General features: G+C 61.2%; 14 protein-coding genes. 5 read left to right on the forward strand and 9 right to left on the reverse strand.

Annotated features, from left to right (window positions below; all coding sequences use genetic code 11):
- Window positions 1-1,353, reverse strand: coding sequence for an oxalate/formate MFS antiporter (gene oxlT / locus SBC1_RS31440; RefSeq protein WP_165104244.1), 1,353 nt, complete (start codon window positions 1,351-1,353; stop codon window positions 1-3).
- A gap of 409 nt (window positions 1,354-1,762) precedes the next feature.
- On the opposite strand from oxlT, the gene SBC1_RS31445 reads away from it, so the two are divergent.
- Together SBC1_RS31445 and SBC1_RS31450 are read left to right on the forward strand one after the other, a co-directional pair.
- Window positions 1,763-2,683, forward strand: coding sequence for a LysR family transcriptional regulator (locus tag SBC1_RS31445; RefSeq protein WP_165104911.1), 921 nt, complete (start codon window positions 1,763-1,765; stop codon window positions 2,681-2,683).
- Window positions 2,684-2,887: 204 nt separating this feature from the next.
- Complete coding sequence (locus SBC1_RS31450; RefSeq protein WP_165104245.1) at window positions 2,888-3,238, forward strand: hypothetical protein; 351 nt, start codon at window positions 2,888-2,890, stop codon at window positions 3,236-3,238.
- A gap of 111 nt (window positions 3,239-3,349) precedes the next feature.
- On the opposite strand, the gene SBC1_RS31455 is transcribed toward SBC1_RS31450, so the two are convergent.
- The 6 genes from SBC1_RS31455 to SBC1_RS31480 all read right to left on the reverse strand — a co-directional run bounded on the left by SBC1_RS31455 (window position 3,350) and on the right by SBC1_RS31480 (window position 11,071).
- On the reverse strand, window positions 3,350-4,801 hold the full coding sequence (locus SBC1_RS31455) for an aldehyde dehydrogenase family protein (protein WP_165104246.1): 1,452 nt from the start codon (window positions 4,799-4,801) through the stop codon (window positions 3,350-3,352).
- A gap of 52 nt (window positions 4,802-4,853) precedes the next feature.
- Window positions 4,854-5,297 carry a PAS domain S-box protein gene (locus tag SBC1_RS31460; RefSeq protein WP_165104247.1) on the reverse strand — a complete coding sequence of 148 codons (444 nt, stop codon included), beginning with the start codon at window positions 5,295-5,297 and terminating at the stop codon, window positions 4,854-4,856.
- Between the two features lie 111 nt (window positions 5,298-5,408).
- Window positions 5,409-6,659 (reverse strand): formyl-CoA transferase, encoded by a 1,251-nt coding sequence (gene frc, locus SBC1_RS31465; protein ID WP_165104248.1) that lies wholly within the window; start codon window positions 6,657-6,659, stop codon window positions 5,409-5,411.
- 106 nt (window positions 6,660-6,765) lie between these two features.
- Window positions 6,766-8,520: an oxalyl-CoA decarboxylase gene (gene oxc, locus SBC1_RS31470; protein WP_165989116.1), complete on the reverse strand. Its 1,755-nt coding sequence runs from the start codon at window positions 8,518-8,520 to the stop codon at window positions 6,766-6,768.
- A gap of 455 nt (window positions 8,521-8,975) precedes the next feature.
- On the reverse strand, window positions 8,976-9,884 hold the full coding sequence (locus tag SBC1_RS31475) for a pyridoxal-phosphate dependent enzyme (RefSeq protein ID WP_165104250.1): 909 nt from the start codon (window positions 9,882-9,884) through the stop codon (window positions 8,976-8,978).
- 275 nt (window positions 9,885-10,159) lie between these two features.
- Window positions 10,160-11,071 (reverse strand): LysR family transcriptional regulator, encoded by a 912-nt coding sequence (locus SBC1_RS31480; protein ID WP_165104251.1) that lies wholly within the window; start codon window positions 11,069-11,071, stop codon window positions 10,160-10,162.
- Window positions 11,072-11,204: 133 nt separating this feature from the next.
- Between SBC1_RS31480 and SBC1_RS31485 the strand changes: the two genes are divergently transcribed.
- Window positions 11,205-12,134, forward strand: coding sequence for an alpha/beta hydrolase fold domain-containing protein (locus SBC1_RS31485; RefSeq protein ID WP_165104252.1), 930 nt, complete (start codon window positions 11,205-11,207; stop codon window positions 12,132-12,134).
- A 415-nt stretch (window positions 12,135-12,549) separates the two neighbouring features.
- Here SBC1_RS31485 and SBC1_RS31490 read toward each other — a convergent pair whose 3' ends face one another.
- Window positions 12,550-13,554 (reverse strand): aldo/keto reductase, encoded by a 1,005-nt coding sequence (locus SBC1_RS31490; protein WP_165104253.1) that lies wholly within the window; start codon window positions 13,552-13,554, stop codon window positions 12,550-12,552.
- A gap of 119 nt (window positions 13,555-13,673) precedes the next feature.
- Here SBC1_RS31490 and SBC1_RS31495 point away from each other — a divergent pair, with 119 nt between their 5' ends.
- Window positions 13,674-14,564, forward strand: a complete 891-nt coding sequence (locus tag SBC1_RS31495; protein ID WP_165104254.1) for a LysR substrate-binding domain-containing protein — start codon at window positions 13,674-13,676, stop codon at window positions 14,562-14,564.
- 15 nt (window positions 14,565-14,579) lie between these two features.
- Here SBC1_RS31495 and ltaE read toward each other — a convergent pair whose 3' ends face one another.
- Window positions 14,580-15,611 carry a low-specificity L-threonine aldolase gene (gene ltaE / locus SBC1_RS31500; RefSeq protein ID WP_165104255.1) on the reverse strand — a complete coding sequence of 344 codons (1,032 nt, stop codon included), beginning with the start codon at window positions 15,609-15,611 and terminating at the stop codon, window positions 14,580-14,582.
- A 763-nt stretch (window positions 15,612-16,374) separates the two neighbouring features.
- On the opposite strand from ltaE, the gene SBC1_RS31505 reads away from it, so the two are divergent.
- On the forward strand, window positions 16,375-17,586 hold the full coding sequence (locus tag SBC1_RS31505; protein WP_165104256.1) for an AAA family ATPase: 1,212 nt from the start codon (window positions 16,375-16,377) through the stop codon (window positions 17,584-17,586).
- Window positions 17,587-18,332: the final 746 nt, after the last annotated feature.

Below are 18,332 nucleotides of genomic sequence, written 5' to 3' on the forward strand. Positions count from 1 at the left end.
TCATTGCGCCGACGAGTTGCGCGGGGCTTCTGTCCAGGCAGCCTGAAACGTGGCGGCATCGATCCGGCTCGACTCGGCAACCGTGTTCTCGATCCAGCGCTTTCTCATAGGCGCGAGCACGAACTTCGCGCACAACCCGGCGGCAATCGAAATGGTGGCCGTCGCGATGAACACCGCATCCCACGAGCCGATGGCCGACAACACCGAGGCGAGCGGCACCAGCATCGAAGCCGTGCCTTTGGCCGTATAAAGCGTACCGGCGTTGGCGGCGGCGTATTTGCTGCCGAAGGTATCGGCACACGTGGCCGGGAAAATCGAGAAGATTTCGCCCCAGCACAGGAATGTCACGGCTGCGAAGAACATGAACAGATACGGGTTGTGGCCGAACTCCATGAGGCCAAGCAACGCCACGCCTTCGCCGATGAAGATGAAGAACATAGTGTTCTCACGGCCGATCTTGTCGGAGATCCAGCCGCATAGCGGACGCGTGAAACCGTTGCACAGGTTGTCGATCGAGAGCGCCATGGTCAGGAGCGGCAAGGTCACGCCGAGCAGGCTGACCGGCATCTTGGCAAAGCCGTATTCCTTGGCGATCGGACCCAGTTGCGCCGTAGCGATCACGCCGCCCGCCGCCACGAACACGAACATCATGTACAGCACCCAGAAGAGCGGCGAGCGCACCATCTGGCCTGTCGTGTAGTCGATCTTCGACGCCACCACGCGCTTCGCCGGGACGGCATACGCCGGCGGCCTCGGACGTACCAGCAACATGCCGAGCAACAGGATGCAGGCGCCCTGGAAGATGCCGAAGAACACGAAGGTGTGCTCGTAGCCGGAGCGCTGGATCATGTTCGAGATGGGGATGACCGTGACGGCCGCGCCCGCGCCGAAACCGGCCGCCGTCAAACCAGCAGCGAGACCGCGCTTGTCCGGAAACCACTTGAGCGCGGTGCCCACGCAGGTGCCGTACACACAACCCGCGCCCACGCCGGCAATGACCGCCGCAATGTAGAGATGGATCAGGCTGGTCGCGTTTGCATCGATGATCCAGCCTAGCGCCGCACAGATCGAGCCGCCGATCACGACCGGCCGCGGGCCGAATTTATCGACGAGCCAGCCTTCCAGCGGCACCAGCCAGGTTTCCGTGACAATGAAAATGGTGAACGCTGTTTGAATTGCGGCCTGGCCCCAGTGATGCTTCGCATCCATTGGGACTACGAACAAAGTCCACGCGTACTGCAGATTGGCGACCAGCCCCATGCAGATGATGCCGATGGCGAGCTGAGCCCACCGATTATTGTGCCACCCCATTTTGGGCTGACCAGCGGCCGGTGCCGTCGCTGCGTTTGCCATATCTGTCTCCGTTATGTTTGTATCAGCGCTCGTGCGGCGCGTATTCGATTGCTTCATCGACTACTCGATCGACGAGTAATCAACTTCGGCACGCCGGTCCTGGTCACCGGTGTGAGGGGGTCTTGGTCGGTCAGGGAACGTGTTCGTGGCGCCGCGGCACCGGATATGGCCATGCCCATCCTGCGGGCCGCAAAAGTAAGACTAAGACGGGTGATCGAAGAATCATTTTTAAGCGATTCCCAATGTTCTGATGTTTATAGGGGATGACTCTAGCGCTGCCCCTTCCCCCGCGTGCACCTTACGAAACTAGCGCACGTTGAAAGCATCCTGCGGGAGAAAAATGATTAGGGAAAGTTAGAAAAATTTATTGTATAAATTCAGGATCGTTTATAGGCGGAGATCGGTCATGATGCGGAATGCAACGCTCAGGCAACTGAAAATATTCGAAACCGTCGCCCGGCGACTCAGTTTTTCGCGCGCCGCCGAAGAGCTCTACCTCACCCAGCCGGCCGTCTCCACGCAGGTCAAGCAGCTCGAGGAGCACGCGGGACTGCCGCTGTTCGAGCAGCTCGGCAAGAAGATCTACCTGACATCTGCCGGTCAGGAAATGCTTCACCACAGCCGCGCGATCCTCGAGCAATTCCGCGAAGCCGACGACGCCATGGCGCGACTCAAGGGTATTTCCGGAGGTACGCTGAACGTGGCCGTGATCAGCGCCGGGGACTATTTCTTTCCGCGCCTGCTGGCTGAATTCACCAAACGCAATACCGACGTCAAGCTCAACCTGGCCGTCCATAACCGCGAAGAACTGCTGCACCAGCTCACCGACAACCTCACGGACCTCGGGATCATGGTTCGTCCGCCGAAGGACATGGATACCGAGAACGTGTCGTTTGCCCCGCACCCTTACGTGATCGTGGCGCCGCCTGATCATCCGCTGGTGGGCAAGAAGAACATTCCGCTTGAGTCGCTTGTCGACGAGCCGTTCATCGTCAGGGAGCGCGGTTCCGACACCTGGAATTCGATGGAGGAAGGTTTCGCGGGACGGCTCAAGCCGCTGAACATCGCAATGGAAATCACGAGCACGGAGACGATCAAGCAGGCGGTGATTGCCGGGATGGGAATCAGCTTCCTGTCGGCGCACACGGTCAGCATGGAGCTGCAGATCGGACGGCTGGCCGTGCTCGACATAGAAGGTTTCCCCGTGATGCTCAACTGGTATCTCGTGCATCGTCATAACAAGCGGCTTCCGGCAGTGGCAATGGCGTTCAAGCAATTCCTCATCGATGAAGGGGCGGCGCAAATCTCGGCCATCACGCATATCGGGTAAACCATCTATTAGGTATCTTTAATAGTTAGGCTAAAAACAAGTGACTATCGTATATGGATGGTTCTTCCTATCCTGCAGTTAAGCCACGCAGCTACATCACGCTGGCGTTCACTGGATGGGACCGAGTAAGGCATGGGGCCGGAATAAGCGCTAAAGCGCCAACTCCGCCCAACACGCCAACTCCGGCCGACAAAGGAGACGACCATGAACCGTTCACAAACCACGCTCGCCGATGCGCGCGAACTCCAGACGCAGCTCTGCGCCTACAACAGCGCCTTCGAAGAACTCGACCTGATGTTCCGCTGGGACGTCGAAACACTTCAGTCGCTGGCGCACGCTTCCAGCGATCACGCGCGCATTGCGCAGTACATCGAATTGCATTGCCCACACTTGCTCAAGGCCTACAGCGCGGAGTTCCTGTGCGAGGCCATCGTGAGCAGGAAGAACGCGTATTACGAGGCGTGCCGCGCCACGACCATCGCCCGCGCCGACGATACCCGCGGCGCCCGCATGTGGCGGCCCGACTGCGACAGCCCGCACGTTAAAGCCGCTTGATGCTGAGTACTTGACGAGCAGACTCGTCCACGCCTGAGGTCAAGCCTCAGGTACTGAGCTTTCAAAGAGGGGCGGGTTAATCAACCCGCCCCTCTTCTCATTGCATCCAGCTCATGGCGCCAACGACACCCACACGCTCTTGGGCTCGGTGAAGTTCTCGATAGCCACGTCACCATGCTCGCGGCCAAAGCCTGAATCACCCGAGCCGCCCCACGGCAATCGCACGTCGGTATAACCGTATGTATTCACCCACACCGTGCCGGCCCTGAGCGCTGACGCCATCCTGTGCACCCGGCCTATATCTGCACTCCAGACACCCGCCGCGAGGCTATAGAGCGTCCCGTTGGCAATGCGTACGGCATCGGCTTCATCGTCGAAGGGGATCACGCTGACCACCGGGCCGAAGATCTCTTCCTGCGAGATGCGCATCTCATGCTCGACATTGGCAAACACCGTGGGCTCGACAAAATAGCCGCGCTCGCCCCATCGCTGTCCACCCGACACCACCGACGCCCCTTCGCTCTTCCCAATGTCCACGTAATCGAGCACCGTCTGCATCTGCTTCGCGGAAATGAGCGGTCCCATGGACGTCTCTTTCTGCGATGGATCACCCAGCGTGATCGACTGCGCACGTTGCGCCAGACGTTCGACTACCTCGTCGTACACCGCTCGCTGGACGAGGACCCGCGAGCCCGCCGAGCACACCTGTCCCGCGTTGAAAAAGATCCCCGACGCAGCAGCGCGTGCGGCCTGATCGAGATTGGCATCGGCGAAAATGATGTTGGCGGACTTGCCGCCCAGTTCAAGCGTGACTCGCTTGAAGTTGACCGCCGCGCCCTGCAAGATTCCCCGCCCGACCGATGGCGAACCGGTGAACGTGACCTTGTCCACACCTGGGTGCGCGACAAGCGCGTCGCCGACCACCGAGCCCTTGCCGGTAACAATATTGAGTACGCCCGGCGGCACGCCTGCTTCCAGCGCGAGACGGCCGAGCATCAACGCCGATAACGGCGTCAGCTCCGCGGGCTTGACGACCAGCGTGCAGCCGCAGGCAAGCGCGGGCGCGATCTTCCACATGCCGATCATCAACGGGAAATTCCACGGCACGATAGCCGCGACCACGCCGACCGGCTCACGCACGGTGTAGGTGAGCGCGTCCGGTCGCGCGGGCACTACTTGTCCATTGATCTTGTCGCACCAGCCCGCGTAGTACGCGAGGGTGTCGATAGCAGCCGGTACATCCTGCCGTCGCACGCCGGAAATCGGCTTGCCGGCGTCGAGACTTTCCACCGCTGCAATTTCATCCTGATGCGTACGCATCAATTCTGCGAAGCGCATCAGGATCCGGCCGCGCTCGGATGCCCTGATTGCATTCCACGGTTTCAACGCGGCGCGTGCCGCCTGCACGGCACGGTCGACATCAGTCGCCGTACCTTGGGCAACGCTCGCTATACACGTCTCGGTCGATGGATCGATGATGCTGGAATACGCGCCTCCACCGGGCGCCACTGCTTCGCCACCAATGAGCAGCTCGTAACGTTTCACGTCCGCTTGGGCGGTCATTGTTGTCTCCTTTTACCGTAGTGCAGTCCTGCGCGCAGACCCTGGATTCGGATCACGCGCCGGATTTGGCTTCTAGTTCAGCCAGGCGCTTGCGCAGGTTTCGCTCTTCAGTGAAGCGGCTGGTTTCATCGCGAATGACGGCCACGATGCCAGTCACACTCTGTTCCGGTCCTGATGAATGCAGCAGCGCGACCGTGAATGCAATCGATAAAGACCGCCCGTCCTTGTGCACGGCCGGCACGCGCAGCACATCGTGTCCGTAACGGGTCTCACCGGTCGCCATGGTTTTTTCGTAGCCGCTCCAGTGACGCCCTCGCAAGCGTTCGGGAATGATGAGATCCAGCGAATTGCCCAGCGCCTCTTCCGGCGTAAACCCGAACATGCGTGCGGCAGCGGGGTTCCATAAGGTGATTGCGCCACTGGCGTCTGAGATGACAACCGCGTCGCCGATCACGTCGACCAGTTGCTCGAAATCAATGGGGGATTTTGTATGCATGGCGCTATTCATTGTTGAAATGGCCTTGGTCTATTCAGGCAGCGATTCTGGCAGCGATTCTGACCGCGCCGTGGGTCCGTCAAGGCAATCCACGGCGCTGCGCTTTCGCGTTTAAACAGCTTGTTGCTGATGCAGGTTGGCGATTTGCGCGCTGCTATAACCCAGGCTTTCGAGCACTTCGTCAGTGTGTTCGCCCAGCAACGGCGACGCCGTGATCTCCGGCTTCATGTCCGAGAACTTGATCGGGCTGCCCACCGTGAGATACGAACCGCGTTCCTTGTGTGCGACTTCGGTAATCGTACCGCTTTCACGCAGCGAAGGATCGTTGGCCAGCTCTTTCATCGTCAGCACGGGCGAGCACGGAATATCAAACTTGCGCAGGATATCCACGGCCTCGAACTTGGTTTTATCGGCGAGCCATTCTTCGATCGTCTTGAAGATGTCGAAGATATGGGGCTGACGCGCGCTCGCCGTGTTGTAGTTCGCATCGTCTATCCACTCGGGTTTGCCGATCGCGCGGCAAATCGGCGCCCATGCGTGACCCTGGATCGTGAAGTAGATGTACGAGTTCGGATCGGTTTCCCAGCCCTTGCATTTCAGCACCCAGCCCGGCTGACCACCGCCGCCCGCATTGCCGCCGCGCGGAACGACGTCGCTGAATTCGCCGTGCGGGTATTGCGGATACTCTTCCAGGTAGCCCAGCCGGTCCAGGCGTTGCTGGTCACGCAACTTCACGCGGCACAGGTTGAGCACGCTGTCCTGCATGGATACCGCAACCTTCTGTCCCTTGCCCGTCTTGTCGCGTCCGATCAGCGCAGTCAAGATGCCGATAGCGAGATGCATGCCGGTATTGCTGTCGCCGAGCGCCGCTGCGCTGATGGTCGGCGGGCCGTCCCAGAACCCCGTGGTCGACGCCGCACCGCCCGCGCATTGCGCTACGTTTTCGTAGACTTTCAGGTCGTCGTAGTGGTGGCCGTCGCTGAAGCCTTTCACCGACGCCAGGATCATCTTCGGATTCAGTTCCTTGATGGTATGCCACGGGAAACCCATCCGGTCGAGCGCGCCCGGACCGAAGTTTTCCACCATCACATCGGATTCCTTAATAAGTTTCTCCAGCACTTCCTTGCCTTCCGGCTTCTTGGTGTCGAGCGTGAGGGACTTCTTGTTGCTGTTGAGCATCGTGAAATACAGCGCATCAACATCAGGGATATCACGCAGTTGCGTGCGGGTAACATCGCCCGAACCCGGGCGTTCCACCTTGATCACGTCGGCGCCGAACCACGCTAGCAACTGCGTGCAGGCCGGGCCTGCCTGCACGTGCGTGAAGTCGATAATCTTGATTCCCTCGAGTGGCTTGCTCATGATTCCTGTCTCCTGACTCACTGGCTAAAGGTGGGGTTTTACTGATGTTCCAGGCGGTGACATCGGCGGCGAGTGTTTGCATTGCCGCCAATGCCTTCCAAGCGGATTACTTTTTCATCGCCGTGCTTTGCGGATTCAGATTCGTCAGGCGGCCGCTCTCGGTGCCCGCGGCTTCATCGATAACCGCATTGATAAGGGTCGGCTTGCCGGACGCAATGGCTTCCTGCAGCGCCTTCGTCAGCTCTTCCGGCGTCGTGGCGTGGTGGCCTACGCCACCGAACGCCTCGATCATCTTGTCGTAGCGCGCGCCCTTGACGAACACGGTCGGGGCAACGTCCTTGCCGCCGGTCGGGTTCACGTCGGTGCCGCGATACACGCCGTTGTTGTTGAAGACGATGGTGCAAACCGGCAGGTCGTAGCGGCAGATGGTTTCGAGTTCCATGCCGCTGAAACCGAACGCGCTGTCGCCTTCAATGGCGACGACCGGCTTGCCGCTCGTCACCGCCGCGCCAATCGCGAAGCCCATGCCGATACCCATGATTCCCCACGTACCCGAGTCGAACCGCTTGCGCGGCTCATACATGTCGATGATGCTGCGGGCGTAGTCGAGGGTGTTCGCGCCTTCGTTGACCACGTTGATGTCCGGGCGCGTCTTCAATACGTCGCGGATCGCGCGCAATGCGCTGTGGAAATTCATCGGCGACGGATTCTTCGCCAGCGTCGCGGCCATCTTTTCCAGGTTCTTGTTCTTGCGCTCGGAGATCGCACCGGTCCACTCAGTGCTCGGCTTCGGGAAGCTTGCATCCATGCCGCCCAGCAACGCCGACACGCACGAGCCAATGTCGCCGATCACCGGCGCGGCGATCGCCACATTGCTGTCGATTTCCGTCGGCGAGATATCGACCTGGATGAATTGCTTCGGTGCGCCGCCCCACGTCTTGCCCTTGCCGTGCGACAACAGCCAGTTCAGGCGCGCGCCGATCAGCAGCACGACATCGGCTTCCTGCAGCACGAACGAGCGCGCGGCGGACGCCGATTGCTCGTGGGTATCGGGCAGCAATCCCTTGGCCATCGACATCGGCAAGTACGGAATGCCGCTCTTTTCCACGAGCTCGCGAATCTGCGCATCGGCCTGGGCGTAAGCCGCGCCCTTGCCGAGCAGGATCAGCGGACGCTTCGCGTCCTTCAGCACGTCGAGCGCGCGCTTGACCGAGTCAGGCGCCGGGAGCTGGCGCGGCGCCGCGTCGATCACGCGCACCAGAGACTGTTTGCCCTTCACGGCGTCGATGGTCTGGGACAGCAGTTTCGCCGGCAGGTCCAGATAGACGCCCCCGGGACGGCCCGACACGGCGGCACGAATTGCGCGCGCAATGCCGATGCCAATGTCTTCCGCGTGCAGGACGCGATACGCGGCCTTCGCGTAGGGCTTTGCGGCGTTGAGCTGATCCATTTCCTCGTAGTCGCCTTGCTGCAAGTCCACGATCTCGCGCTCGCTGGATCCGCTGATCAGGATCATGGGGAAGCAGTTGGTGGTCGCGTTGGCGAGTGCCGTCAGACCGTTCAGGAAGCCCGGCGCGGAAACGGTCATGCAGATGCCCGGCTTCTGCGTCATGTAGCCGGCGATAGCTGCCGCATTGCCCGCGTGCTGTTCATGGCGAAAGCCAATGAAGCGCATGCCTTCGGCTTGCGCGAGGCGCGCCAGGTCGGTAATGGGAATGCCGACCAACCCGAAGATGGTGTCGAGGTCGTTCAGTTTCAGGGCATCGATGACCAGATGGAAACCGTCGGTGGTCGCCGGTGTTTCCTGCTTCGCTGTCTCGGCTGCAGTGGCGGTCTGCGGGTGGTTCAGTACTTCTGCCATAACGTCTCTCCTCCTTGGCTGGCGTTGTTTGGTTTGTGATATACAATATTCCACACACAGTATTAGTCAAGAGGATTTGTTTGAGGCGCAATGAGTGGTGCGGTGCGATTGACGCGAAAATGCTGGGGCAGCGCCGGGTTTGACGTTTTTTTTGCTGCGATGCGATCGGAGGCTTTTAGGCGATGCGGGACATTTCGCGACCGGGGATTGGGGCGAATGAGGACTGCGGTGGAGGTGTGCGGCGCGGGCGGATTTACCCGCTCTTAGAAGCCGGTTGCCGTGTGTGATTCGTCAATCCGCGTTGGATCGGCGAGCTGGCTTGCTGTTGTAGGCGGTGAGGCGCGGCGCAACTGCTCACTCAGGAAATGGGCGTTGAACCGCTTGAGATCTGATGATCGTTGTAGATGGCCCGGCGCTCCGTAGAGCGTCACCGGCAAAGGTCCGGCATGGGCGAATCAGCTCGTCCAGTCCGCCACCATCCGGGCATCAATATTGACCCCACCGCACACCACGATCACCACGTCGTGCGCGGCAGCAATCGCCGGATGATCGAGGTAACCAACAGCCAACGATACCCCGCAAGCCGGTTCCACGAGCTGCCGATGGTCATCGGCGAAACGCGTCACGCCCATGATCGCATCGGCATCCGGCAACACAACCGACTCGTGCGAAAACTGCTTGATGGCATCGACCGGCCAGCTCGCCACCTGAAGCGCTGCAAGCGACTTTGCGATGCTGTCGATACGATCCAGTTTCATCGGATGCCCCGCATCCAGCGCCGCGCGAAATGACGCCGCGCCCGACGTCTCGCACGCGATCACGCGACAATCCGTACGGCCGTGGCGCAGCAAACCCGTCAAGATACCCGCGAGCAGACCGCCCCCGCCCACGCTGGCCACGACGGCATCCACTTGCGGCAGGACAGCGATAATCTCGTCGATCATCGTGCTATGGCCTTCCCATAAGACCGGGTGATCGAACGCCGGCACATACTCGACTTCATCCGACGCCGACAGTGCAAGCGCATGCTCGTTCGCTTCGTCCCAGACATCGCCATGCACGATCACCGTCGCACCGAGCGCGGCAATCCGCTTGCGTGTGCTTTCAGGCGTTGTGGAAGGCACCACGATCTCAGCCGGCATGCCGAGCAAGCGCGCCACAAATGCCGTTGCAAAACCGGCGTTGCCGCCGGACGGGCAAACCACGCGGAGTTTGCCGGCCGCTTTTGCCCGTGAACACAGCAAGCCCATGCCGCGCATTTTGAACGAGCCGCTGGGCTGCAGGTTTTCAAGCTTGAGCCAGATGCGGCGGGTGGACTTAGAGAGTCCGCGATGCAGGATCAACGGGGTTTCGATGTGAAGCAAGATCGGTCCTTTTCAAACAGGAATTCCGGGAGCAGACCGACGCCATGACGGCCGCGACTGGATTCGAGCCTCATAGTTTATTGCAGGACAGGGTTTTATCGTTATGCAGTGCGGGAAAGGCCCGCACAAGCGCATGAGCTGGAAGGTCGTCGCAACGTCCAGAGGCGGAAATTGCTATCGTCAGCGGTCAGCGTTAAGTGAAAGCGCCTATTCACTCAACGCAGATGGTTCGCGTATCGGCCAAACCGGGAACGCCCAGGCCGTTGGATGTCGACTCAGCTTGAGTGCCCCGTCAACGCCGGATCGCCCGCCAGGATCTCCGCCAGGAAGTCGATGAACACCCGGACCTTGGTGGGCAAACGCCGGCCGGCGGGGTGGACGGCGCTGATGGCCAGCGGACCGGGGGCGTAGTCGGCCAACACGACGCGGACCGCGCCCGAGGCAATCTCGGGCGCGAACGCCCAGACGGGACCGTGGGCAAGGCCCAGGCCGGCGAGTACCGCCGCGCGGATCTGTTCGGCGTCGGCGGTGCGGAAGTTCGCCCTCGGGTGGTGCTGGAGGGACCTCGACCCGTCCCGGAACTCCCACGGCAGGGGCTCGTGGAGCGGAGCGAAAATCAGGCAGGCGTGGGCGTCGAGGTCGGCGGGGGTCAGGGGTACGCCACGCACCGCGAGGTAGGCCGGCGTGCCGACGGTCGCGAAAGGCGCCGTGGCAATGCGGCGCGCGATCATGCTGGAGTCGGTGAGCTCACCGTTGCGGATCGCCAGGTCGACGCCTTCCTCGATCAGGTTGATGTTGCGCCCGGACCCGGTGAGCTCGATGGAGATGTCCGGATAGCGAGCAAAAAACTCCGGGAGGCGCGGCACTATGTAGAGCCGCCCGAACACCGGGGCGGCGGTCACCCGTATCAGGCCGGACGGCGCGGATTGGCCACGGCCGACCAGGGACTCCGCCGCGTCGAATTCGTCGACCACCCGCAAGGCGGATTCGTAGAAAACCTGGCCGGCCTCGGTGAGGGTCATGCTCCGCGAGGTGCGGCGCAGCAGCTGCGCGCCCAGGTGGACCTCGAGGGCGGCGATCTGTTTGCTGACCGCCGACTGGCCTACGCCAGCTTCCCGGGCCACCGCCGAAAAGCTGCCGCGTTCGACCACACGGACGAAAAGGCGCATCGCGTCGAGCCGGTCCATTGAAGGTTCCCAATACTTCCTGTCAGGAATGGATTGTATTCCGGAATCCAGACTTCCGTGCCGGATAGAAATGGATGATCCTGTCGCCAGACGAGGTTCGGAAGTGTCCGGCCCAAGACCAGAGGAAAGTTCCATGACCACCATGCCCAAGACGACGTTCGTTGAAACCCGCCACGTTCTGTCCGATGACGAGCGCCAAATCGAGCAGACCGTGCTCGCCGGGATCCACCAGCTGTTCTCCGACCCCGCCGGCAATCAGCGCGAAACTTATGACACGCTGATCGCCAGGACCCCGATCGCCGATGGCGTCACCCTGGAAGCCATCGACCGTGACGGCGTCAGCGGCTGGTGGGTGCGGCCGGCTGGCGCCCCGGCCGACCGGGCGATCCTCTTCCTGCACGGCGGCGGCTACGTGCTCGGCTCGGCCAAGGCGTATCGCGGCCTAGCCAGTCAGGTTGCGGTCCGCGCGGGAGTGGCGGTGTTCGTGGCCGAGTATCCACTGGCGCCGGAGCACGTGTTCCCGGCCGCGTCCGAAGCCGCCGCCGCGGTTCGCGGCTGGTTGGGCAGCCAGGGCGTCTCGGAGGTCGCACTGGTCGGTGACTCCGCGGGCGGCGGCCTGGCCCTCAGTGTGTTGGGCGATACGGTGACGACCTCACCGGCGATAACGGCCATCGCGGTCTTTTCGCCCTGGCTCGATCTGGCGATGACCGGCGCCTCTGTCACCAGTCCCGACATCCGCGACCCCATCTTCTTCCAGCCGGAAATGCTTGGGGGACCCGCCGCGGCTTATCTTGCCGGCGCAGATCCGAAGGACGGCCGGGCGTCGCCGCTCTACGCCGTGCCCGACGTCTTGCCGCCGTTGCTGATCCAGGTGGGCAGCGACGAGATCCTGCTCGACGACGCGCGGCGCTACGCGCAAGCGGCCGCGGACAAGGGTGGCGAGGTGCAGCTCGATATCTTCGAAGGTCTGCACCACGTCTTCCAGGGCGCGACGAGAGATCTGCCGGCCGCGCGCCGCGCGCTCGACGCGGCGGCTGCGTTCTTGAACGGCCACTGGGCGTAGGGGGGACGCGTTGAGAACCCGTCACGCCCGGCCCAACCAGACATATTCAGCAATATTGTGTGCGTGATGACCGAGCGCTGACGTAGGTGCCAATCGGCGATGAAACTTCAAGGCCGATTGGCGCCAGCAGCATCTAATCAGCATTCCGAATCAAATGATGGGTTCCGAAAACAGCCGGTCACAGCCCTCGCCCACACTTCCCCTCCATCGCTGAGGCGTCATTCCTTCCCACCGGTTGAACGCCCAGGAAAACGAGTTGACTCTTCAAAGCCCAGGAACCACGCGATCTCGCCGGCTGCGCGATCCGGACTACCCAGCAAGCGGCGTGCGCTCCGCGACGCTAATCCGATCGCGCCAACTTGCAATCGGATCGCGCCAACTCAGCAGGCCTGACTGAGCCGCTTGACCGGAGCCGTCAGCCGTGACGTGACTCGCTATCGAGATGAGCCATTTGCGCGGCCGCGTAACGGTCCCCGGCTGCTGCGCCCTTCGGCACGGCGTATTCAATTGCACTAAGATCATCCGGCGTCAGCACGACATCGAGTGCGCCCAGCGCTTCCGTCAACCGGTTCCGCCGCCGAGCGCCAACCAGCGGGATGATATCGTCGCCCTGCGCCGCGACCCACGCGATCGCGATCTGCGCCACCGACACGCCCTTGGCTTCCGCAATCCGCCGCAACGCTTCGACCAGTTGCAGGTTGCGCTCGGCGTTTTCGCCCTGAAAACGCGGGCTGTGCGCGCGGAAGTCGTTGCCGGCCAGATTTTGCGTCGGCTGCCAATGGCCGCTGATCAGCCCTCGCGACAACACGCCGTAAGCCGTCACGCCAATGCCGAGTTCACGGCACGTCGAGAGAATATCGCCTTCGATACCCCGTGAAATCAACGAGTACTCGATCTGCAAGTCCGCGATGGGATGCACCGCCGCTGCGCGCCGAATGGTCTGGGCACCGACCTCGGACAGCCCGACGTGACGCACGTAACCGGCTTTCACCATCTCGGCAATCGCACCCACGGTGTCTTCAATCGGCACATTGGGATCGAGTCGCGCCGGCCGATAGATATCGATGTAATCCACTCCCAGGCGCTGCATTGAATACGTCAGGAAGTTCTTCACAGCGGCCGGCCTCGCGTCGTAACCGACCCAACCGCCGGCCGGATCGCGCAGCGCGCCGAATTTCACGCTGATAACGGCAGCGTCGCGTTTCGTGCCCTTGAGCGCTTCGCCGATCAACGCTTCATTGTGGCCGCTGCCGTAGAAGTCACCGGTATCGAGAAGCGTGATGCCGGCGTCGAGCGCGGCGTGAATCGTGGCAATGCTTTCGCTGCGATCGGCCGGTCCGTACATGCCGGACATGCCCATGCAGCCAAGTCCGAGTGCCGATACGCGCGGTCCAGTTGCGCCTAGCTGCCGATGTTCCATGTCAAGTCTCCGTAGGGGGTCAGGCGTCGCGTGATTGCGAGCGGTGGAAAGAGTATGCGAGGTGTTTTGTCGTGCGACAATCCGGCCTCCACAGCACGGGCTGTACGGAAAAACGCACAATGAATGATCCCGATCTCTCCGATCTCAGCGCCTTCGTCGCCATTACTAAAGTGCGCAGTTTCAGGGCCGCGGCGCGTTTGCGCGGGGTCTCGGCCTCCGCGCTGAGCGAGGCAATCCGCCGCCTCGAAGCACGGCTCGGCGTGCGTCTGCTAAATCGCACGACCCGCAGTGTCACGGTCACGGAAGCCGGGCAGCGCCTGCTGGAACGGCTAGGGCCGGCGCTGGGCGAGATTGCCGGCGCGCTCGACGCGATCAACAGTTTCCGCGACAGCCCGACCGGCACCTTGCGCCTGAACGTGCCGACCATCGTGGCCATGCACGTCCTGCCGCCGATCGTCGCGCGCTTTCTCGCCGCGCATCCGGGGATCACGCTGGAGGTGGTATCGAACGATACGTTTATCGATGTGCTGGCAGCAGGTTTCGATGCCGGCATCCGCTACGACGAACGGCTGGAGCGCGACATGATTGCGGTGCCAATCGGCCCGCGCACGCAGCATTTCGTGGCGGCGGGTGCGCCGGCCTATTTTGCGGCGCACGGATGGCCCGAACACCCTCGCGATTTGCTGGAACACGCGTGCATTGGGCATCGGTTCGCAAGCGGCGTTCTGGCGGCGTGGCGCTTCGAGCGTCATGGCGAGCAGGTTCGATTCACGCCGAATGGACCGCTGGTGGCGTCGGTGATCGAGCTTGAAGTGGGCGCCGCGACAGCGGGCCTTGGCATGATCTATACGTTCGAGGAGTTCTTGCGGCCAGCCATACAAAGCGGCGCACTCGTGCCCGTACTGCACGAGTGGTGGGAGAGCTTTTCAGGGCCGTTTCTGTACTACCAGAGCCGCACGCATATGCCCGCGCCGCTGCGCGCGTTCATCGACTTCATCAAGGAGGATTGAACGCGCACGCGGCGGTTACCGTTCGGAGAAAAACGCCCGGACCGCAGCCAATGCGTTTTCCACCGCCGCGCTATCCACGTCCAGATGCGTGACCCAGCGCTGTTTCGTCGCGCTATACGCTGACGTGATTCCAATCCCGCGCGCGGCCAGATGTGCCTTGAAGTCAGCAGCAATCGTGCTGTCCACTTCCACGAACACGATGTTCGTGTCCGGCATTGTGACCTTCAGTTGACCGTATGCGGCCAGGCCTTTAGCCAGCGTCGTGGCGTTGGCGTGGTCGTCGGCGAGACGCGCCACGTTGTGCTCCAGCGCGTAAAGCCCGGCCGCCGCGAGAATGCCGACTTGCCGCAAACCGCCGCCCACCATCTTGCGCGTGCGCCGCGCCTTCGCGATTAACTGTTCGCTGCCGACCAGCACCGAGCCGACCGGCGCTCCCAATCCCTTCGATAAACATACAGACACGGTATCGAAGGAGCGCGTCAGCGTCGCAACGGGCGTATTGAGCGCGGTCGCCGCGTTGAAGATACGCGCACCATCCAGATGCGTAGCAAGGCCGTGCCGACGCGCCAGCGCCGTCGCCGCTTCCATGTACTCCTGCGACAAAACTTTCCCGCCGATCGTGTTCTCCAACGCCAGCAGTCGCGTGCGCGCGTAATGCGAATCGTCGGGCTTGATCGAGTCCTCGATCTCCGACAGCAACAACGAGCCGTCCGCCTGATTGTTCAGCGGTTGCGGCTGGATGCTCCCCAACACGGCCGCGCCGCCCGCTTCCCAGCGGTAGCAATGCGCCTGCTGCCCGACGATGTACTCGTCGCCACGTTCGCAATGCGCCATCAGCGCGACCAGATTCGACTGCGTACCCGAGGTCAGGAACACAGCCGCTTCCTTGCCAAAACGCTCGGCCATCACGGCTTCCAGTTGCGTGACGGTGGGATCGTCGCGGAAGACGTCATCACCGACTTCCGCCGATGCCATCGCGGCGCGCATGGCCGGGCTGGGTCGCGTGACGGTATCGGAACGGAAATCGTGCTGGATCGGGGTGCTCATTGCGGCTCCTGGTGGGTGGAGCGGGTATTTTGCCATCGCGTGGCCGGAGGCGCGTGCGGGTGCAGTGGCAGATCGACCTTCTACGAAGGATATGTCATCTGGTTTCGAGCCTGAAAGTGACGGAGGTTTCCTCGATATTTCGTGAAAATCGTTAAAAATCAAGTATATATCGTTGATACCTCATTCTAAATCACATTATATTTATTTTATTAAACAAATCATATACTTACACAACATTTCTCTCGTTAAGAATTAAGATGAAGTGGATCTCGAATCTTGACTCGTCGCTCGCAGTCACGAGCCAAGAAGATCAACCAACGTGACGCTTGCTTCGTTGCCAACAGCGCGACAAGGTTGGCCTTGAACCGGCCCTGGGACGCACTTCGCGCGGCATGCGATCGGGTTGAGATGCCCGTCCAAGTCGACATCGGTACTATTTGATGTAGTACGTTAAGATTGATGCTTTTTTAGACATTTTTTTATTTAAAAACAATAACTTACCGTTCTTTTTACAACTAAACTCTTAGGCTACGAAGATTTATGACATTTTCTTTTAATTATCATCTACTTATCGGCTATTTTTAACCTAATTTGTAATATTTGAAGGCGCAAATATCTAGCGCTAAACCATCGCCCATTCCGACCCTAAAAATCCCTCTACGCCGCCGCCAAAATTTGTCCGTCACGCTGAGTCGTGCCCTCGACCGTGTAAAGTTTCAAACATTCAGCCTCACTCATCCACCCTGCCAATTCCTGCAAGCCAATGAACGCGCCCGAACTGAAGTTGCAAGACGATCCTCATATTGGCCGCTACGAGCGTTCGACCGGACAGGGCGCCGAGTGGTGGCAAGTGACGCTCTCCGATCGGCCGCAGATGTATCGAATTGAACATGGATACGGCGACGGGCCGGCCAACATCGACACGGTCGTCGACCTGGAAAACCTCAAGTCGAAGTTGCAAAAGTGGCATCGGGAGGGATTTTTTCGACCCAACGATCCCGCGCTCGCACCGCTGCCGGCGGAAGGACGAACCGGGTTTCTGAAAGAACTTCGACACGCCGTGCGCCAAACGCCGCAAGACGCGAATCCGGATTCAAACGAAGCAACAATGACGATCGGCCCGGTCGACATGCCTGTCGGCAAGCCTGGTCCGCTCCTGCCGCGTCTGAACCCTGCGTATCTCTTCCCCGAACGTTTCAGCGACATCCTCCAGGACATCGTGGAAAACCGGCGCGTGCTGCTGATCGGCCATACCGGCGCGGGAAAAACGAGCCTGATCGAGCAGGTCGCGGCCCGTTCGCAACACGGCGTGCTGCGGGCGAACATGAACGGCCAGACGACCATTGGTGATTTCGTTGGTTTCTGGACCGTGAAAGGCGGTGAAACGCTTTGGGTGGACGGTGTGCTGCCAACGGCCATGCGCGAAGGCCTGTGGCTTGTCGTCGATGAAATCGACTTCGCCGAACCCTCGATTCTCGCCGTTCTCACCGCCGTGCTCGAACCCCACGGCCGTTTGCTGCTGAAAGAAAAGGGCAACGAACTAGTGCCCCCACATCCGTCCTTCCGGTTGTTCGCAACCGCAAACGCGGTCGGCGCGATGAGCGTTTATCGGCATCTGTATCAGGGCGCCAATCTGATGAACGAGGCGTTTCTCGATCGCTGGCGTGTGTACCTGATGAATTACCTGTCGCCCGCGGAAGAGGCTGAAGTGCTGATGCGCACGCTTGGGAGCCGCATCACGCGGCTGATGGCGCAAACGCTCGCCGCCATTGCAGCCGATTGCCGCGCGGCGTTTGCCCGCGAAGATCTGGCGAGCGCGTTTTCGACCCGCCGCCTGCTCGACTGGGCTGACCTGATGCTGCGTTCCGGCGACCCGGAACGTGCCGCCGGCCCGGCGATCTACGCGAAAGTAAGCGCCGAGGACGCCGCGCTGATCCGTAGCATCATCCGGCATCACATCGCTTCCGACGAATGAACGATGTGTTTATGCGCAATCAAGCCAGTGTTGCGCGATATTCCCCGAGCGCCGGGTCCGCTTTCACACCAGCCGACGTGGAAACCGGTCCGAAGCGCAACACTATTAAGTACTACCGGTAACTAATGTGTCCGCCTCCGACCTGACCTATTCCGACTCGATGCAAACCATGCTAGGCAAGACGGCGCGCGTGCTGACGGGTCGATACGGCGTGACGGTATCGTTCGACACAACCGGGCCGCGCGTAGAACGCGACCGGATCGTGCTGCCGGAGGCTGCCGGCGCAGCCGATCTGGACGCGCTCACAGGCCAGCTCGACTTGCTGGTAGCGCGTTCCAGGTACTCCACCATCAGTGAAATCAACGCGCTCAATTCCGGCGTGACCCGGCGGATTGCACAAGCAATCGAGGACCGGCGCGTCTGTGAGCGGCTGTTCAGTGACTATCCGGGCGCGCGCAGGTTTGTCGGGAAGCTGCGTGAGCAAACGGCGAGAAATACGCACGAACGCTGGCCGACCCTGGCTTGGCGCGACAAGCTGATCTGGTTCATCGAACGCGCGCTCTGGGACGAAGCGCCCGACGTAACCGAACGAACTCCGACCCTCATCGCCACGCTCGGCGCGGTGAGTGAGTTGCTGCAAACCACCCGTGCCAGCCGTTCGACTGCTGAAAGCGTGGCGGGAGCGCGAGCGCTTGTGGCACGGATCAGGTCGCTGGCAGCTGGCGATGTGAACACCATGATGTTTT

The organism is Caballeronia sp. SBC1, assembly GCF_011493005.1.
Classification (GTDB): Bacteria; Pseudomonadota; Gammaproteobacteria; order Burkholderiales; family Burkholderiaceae; genus Caballeronia.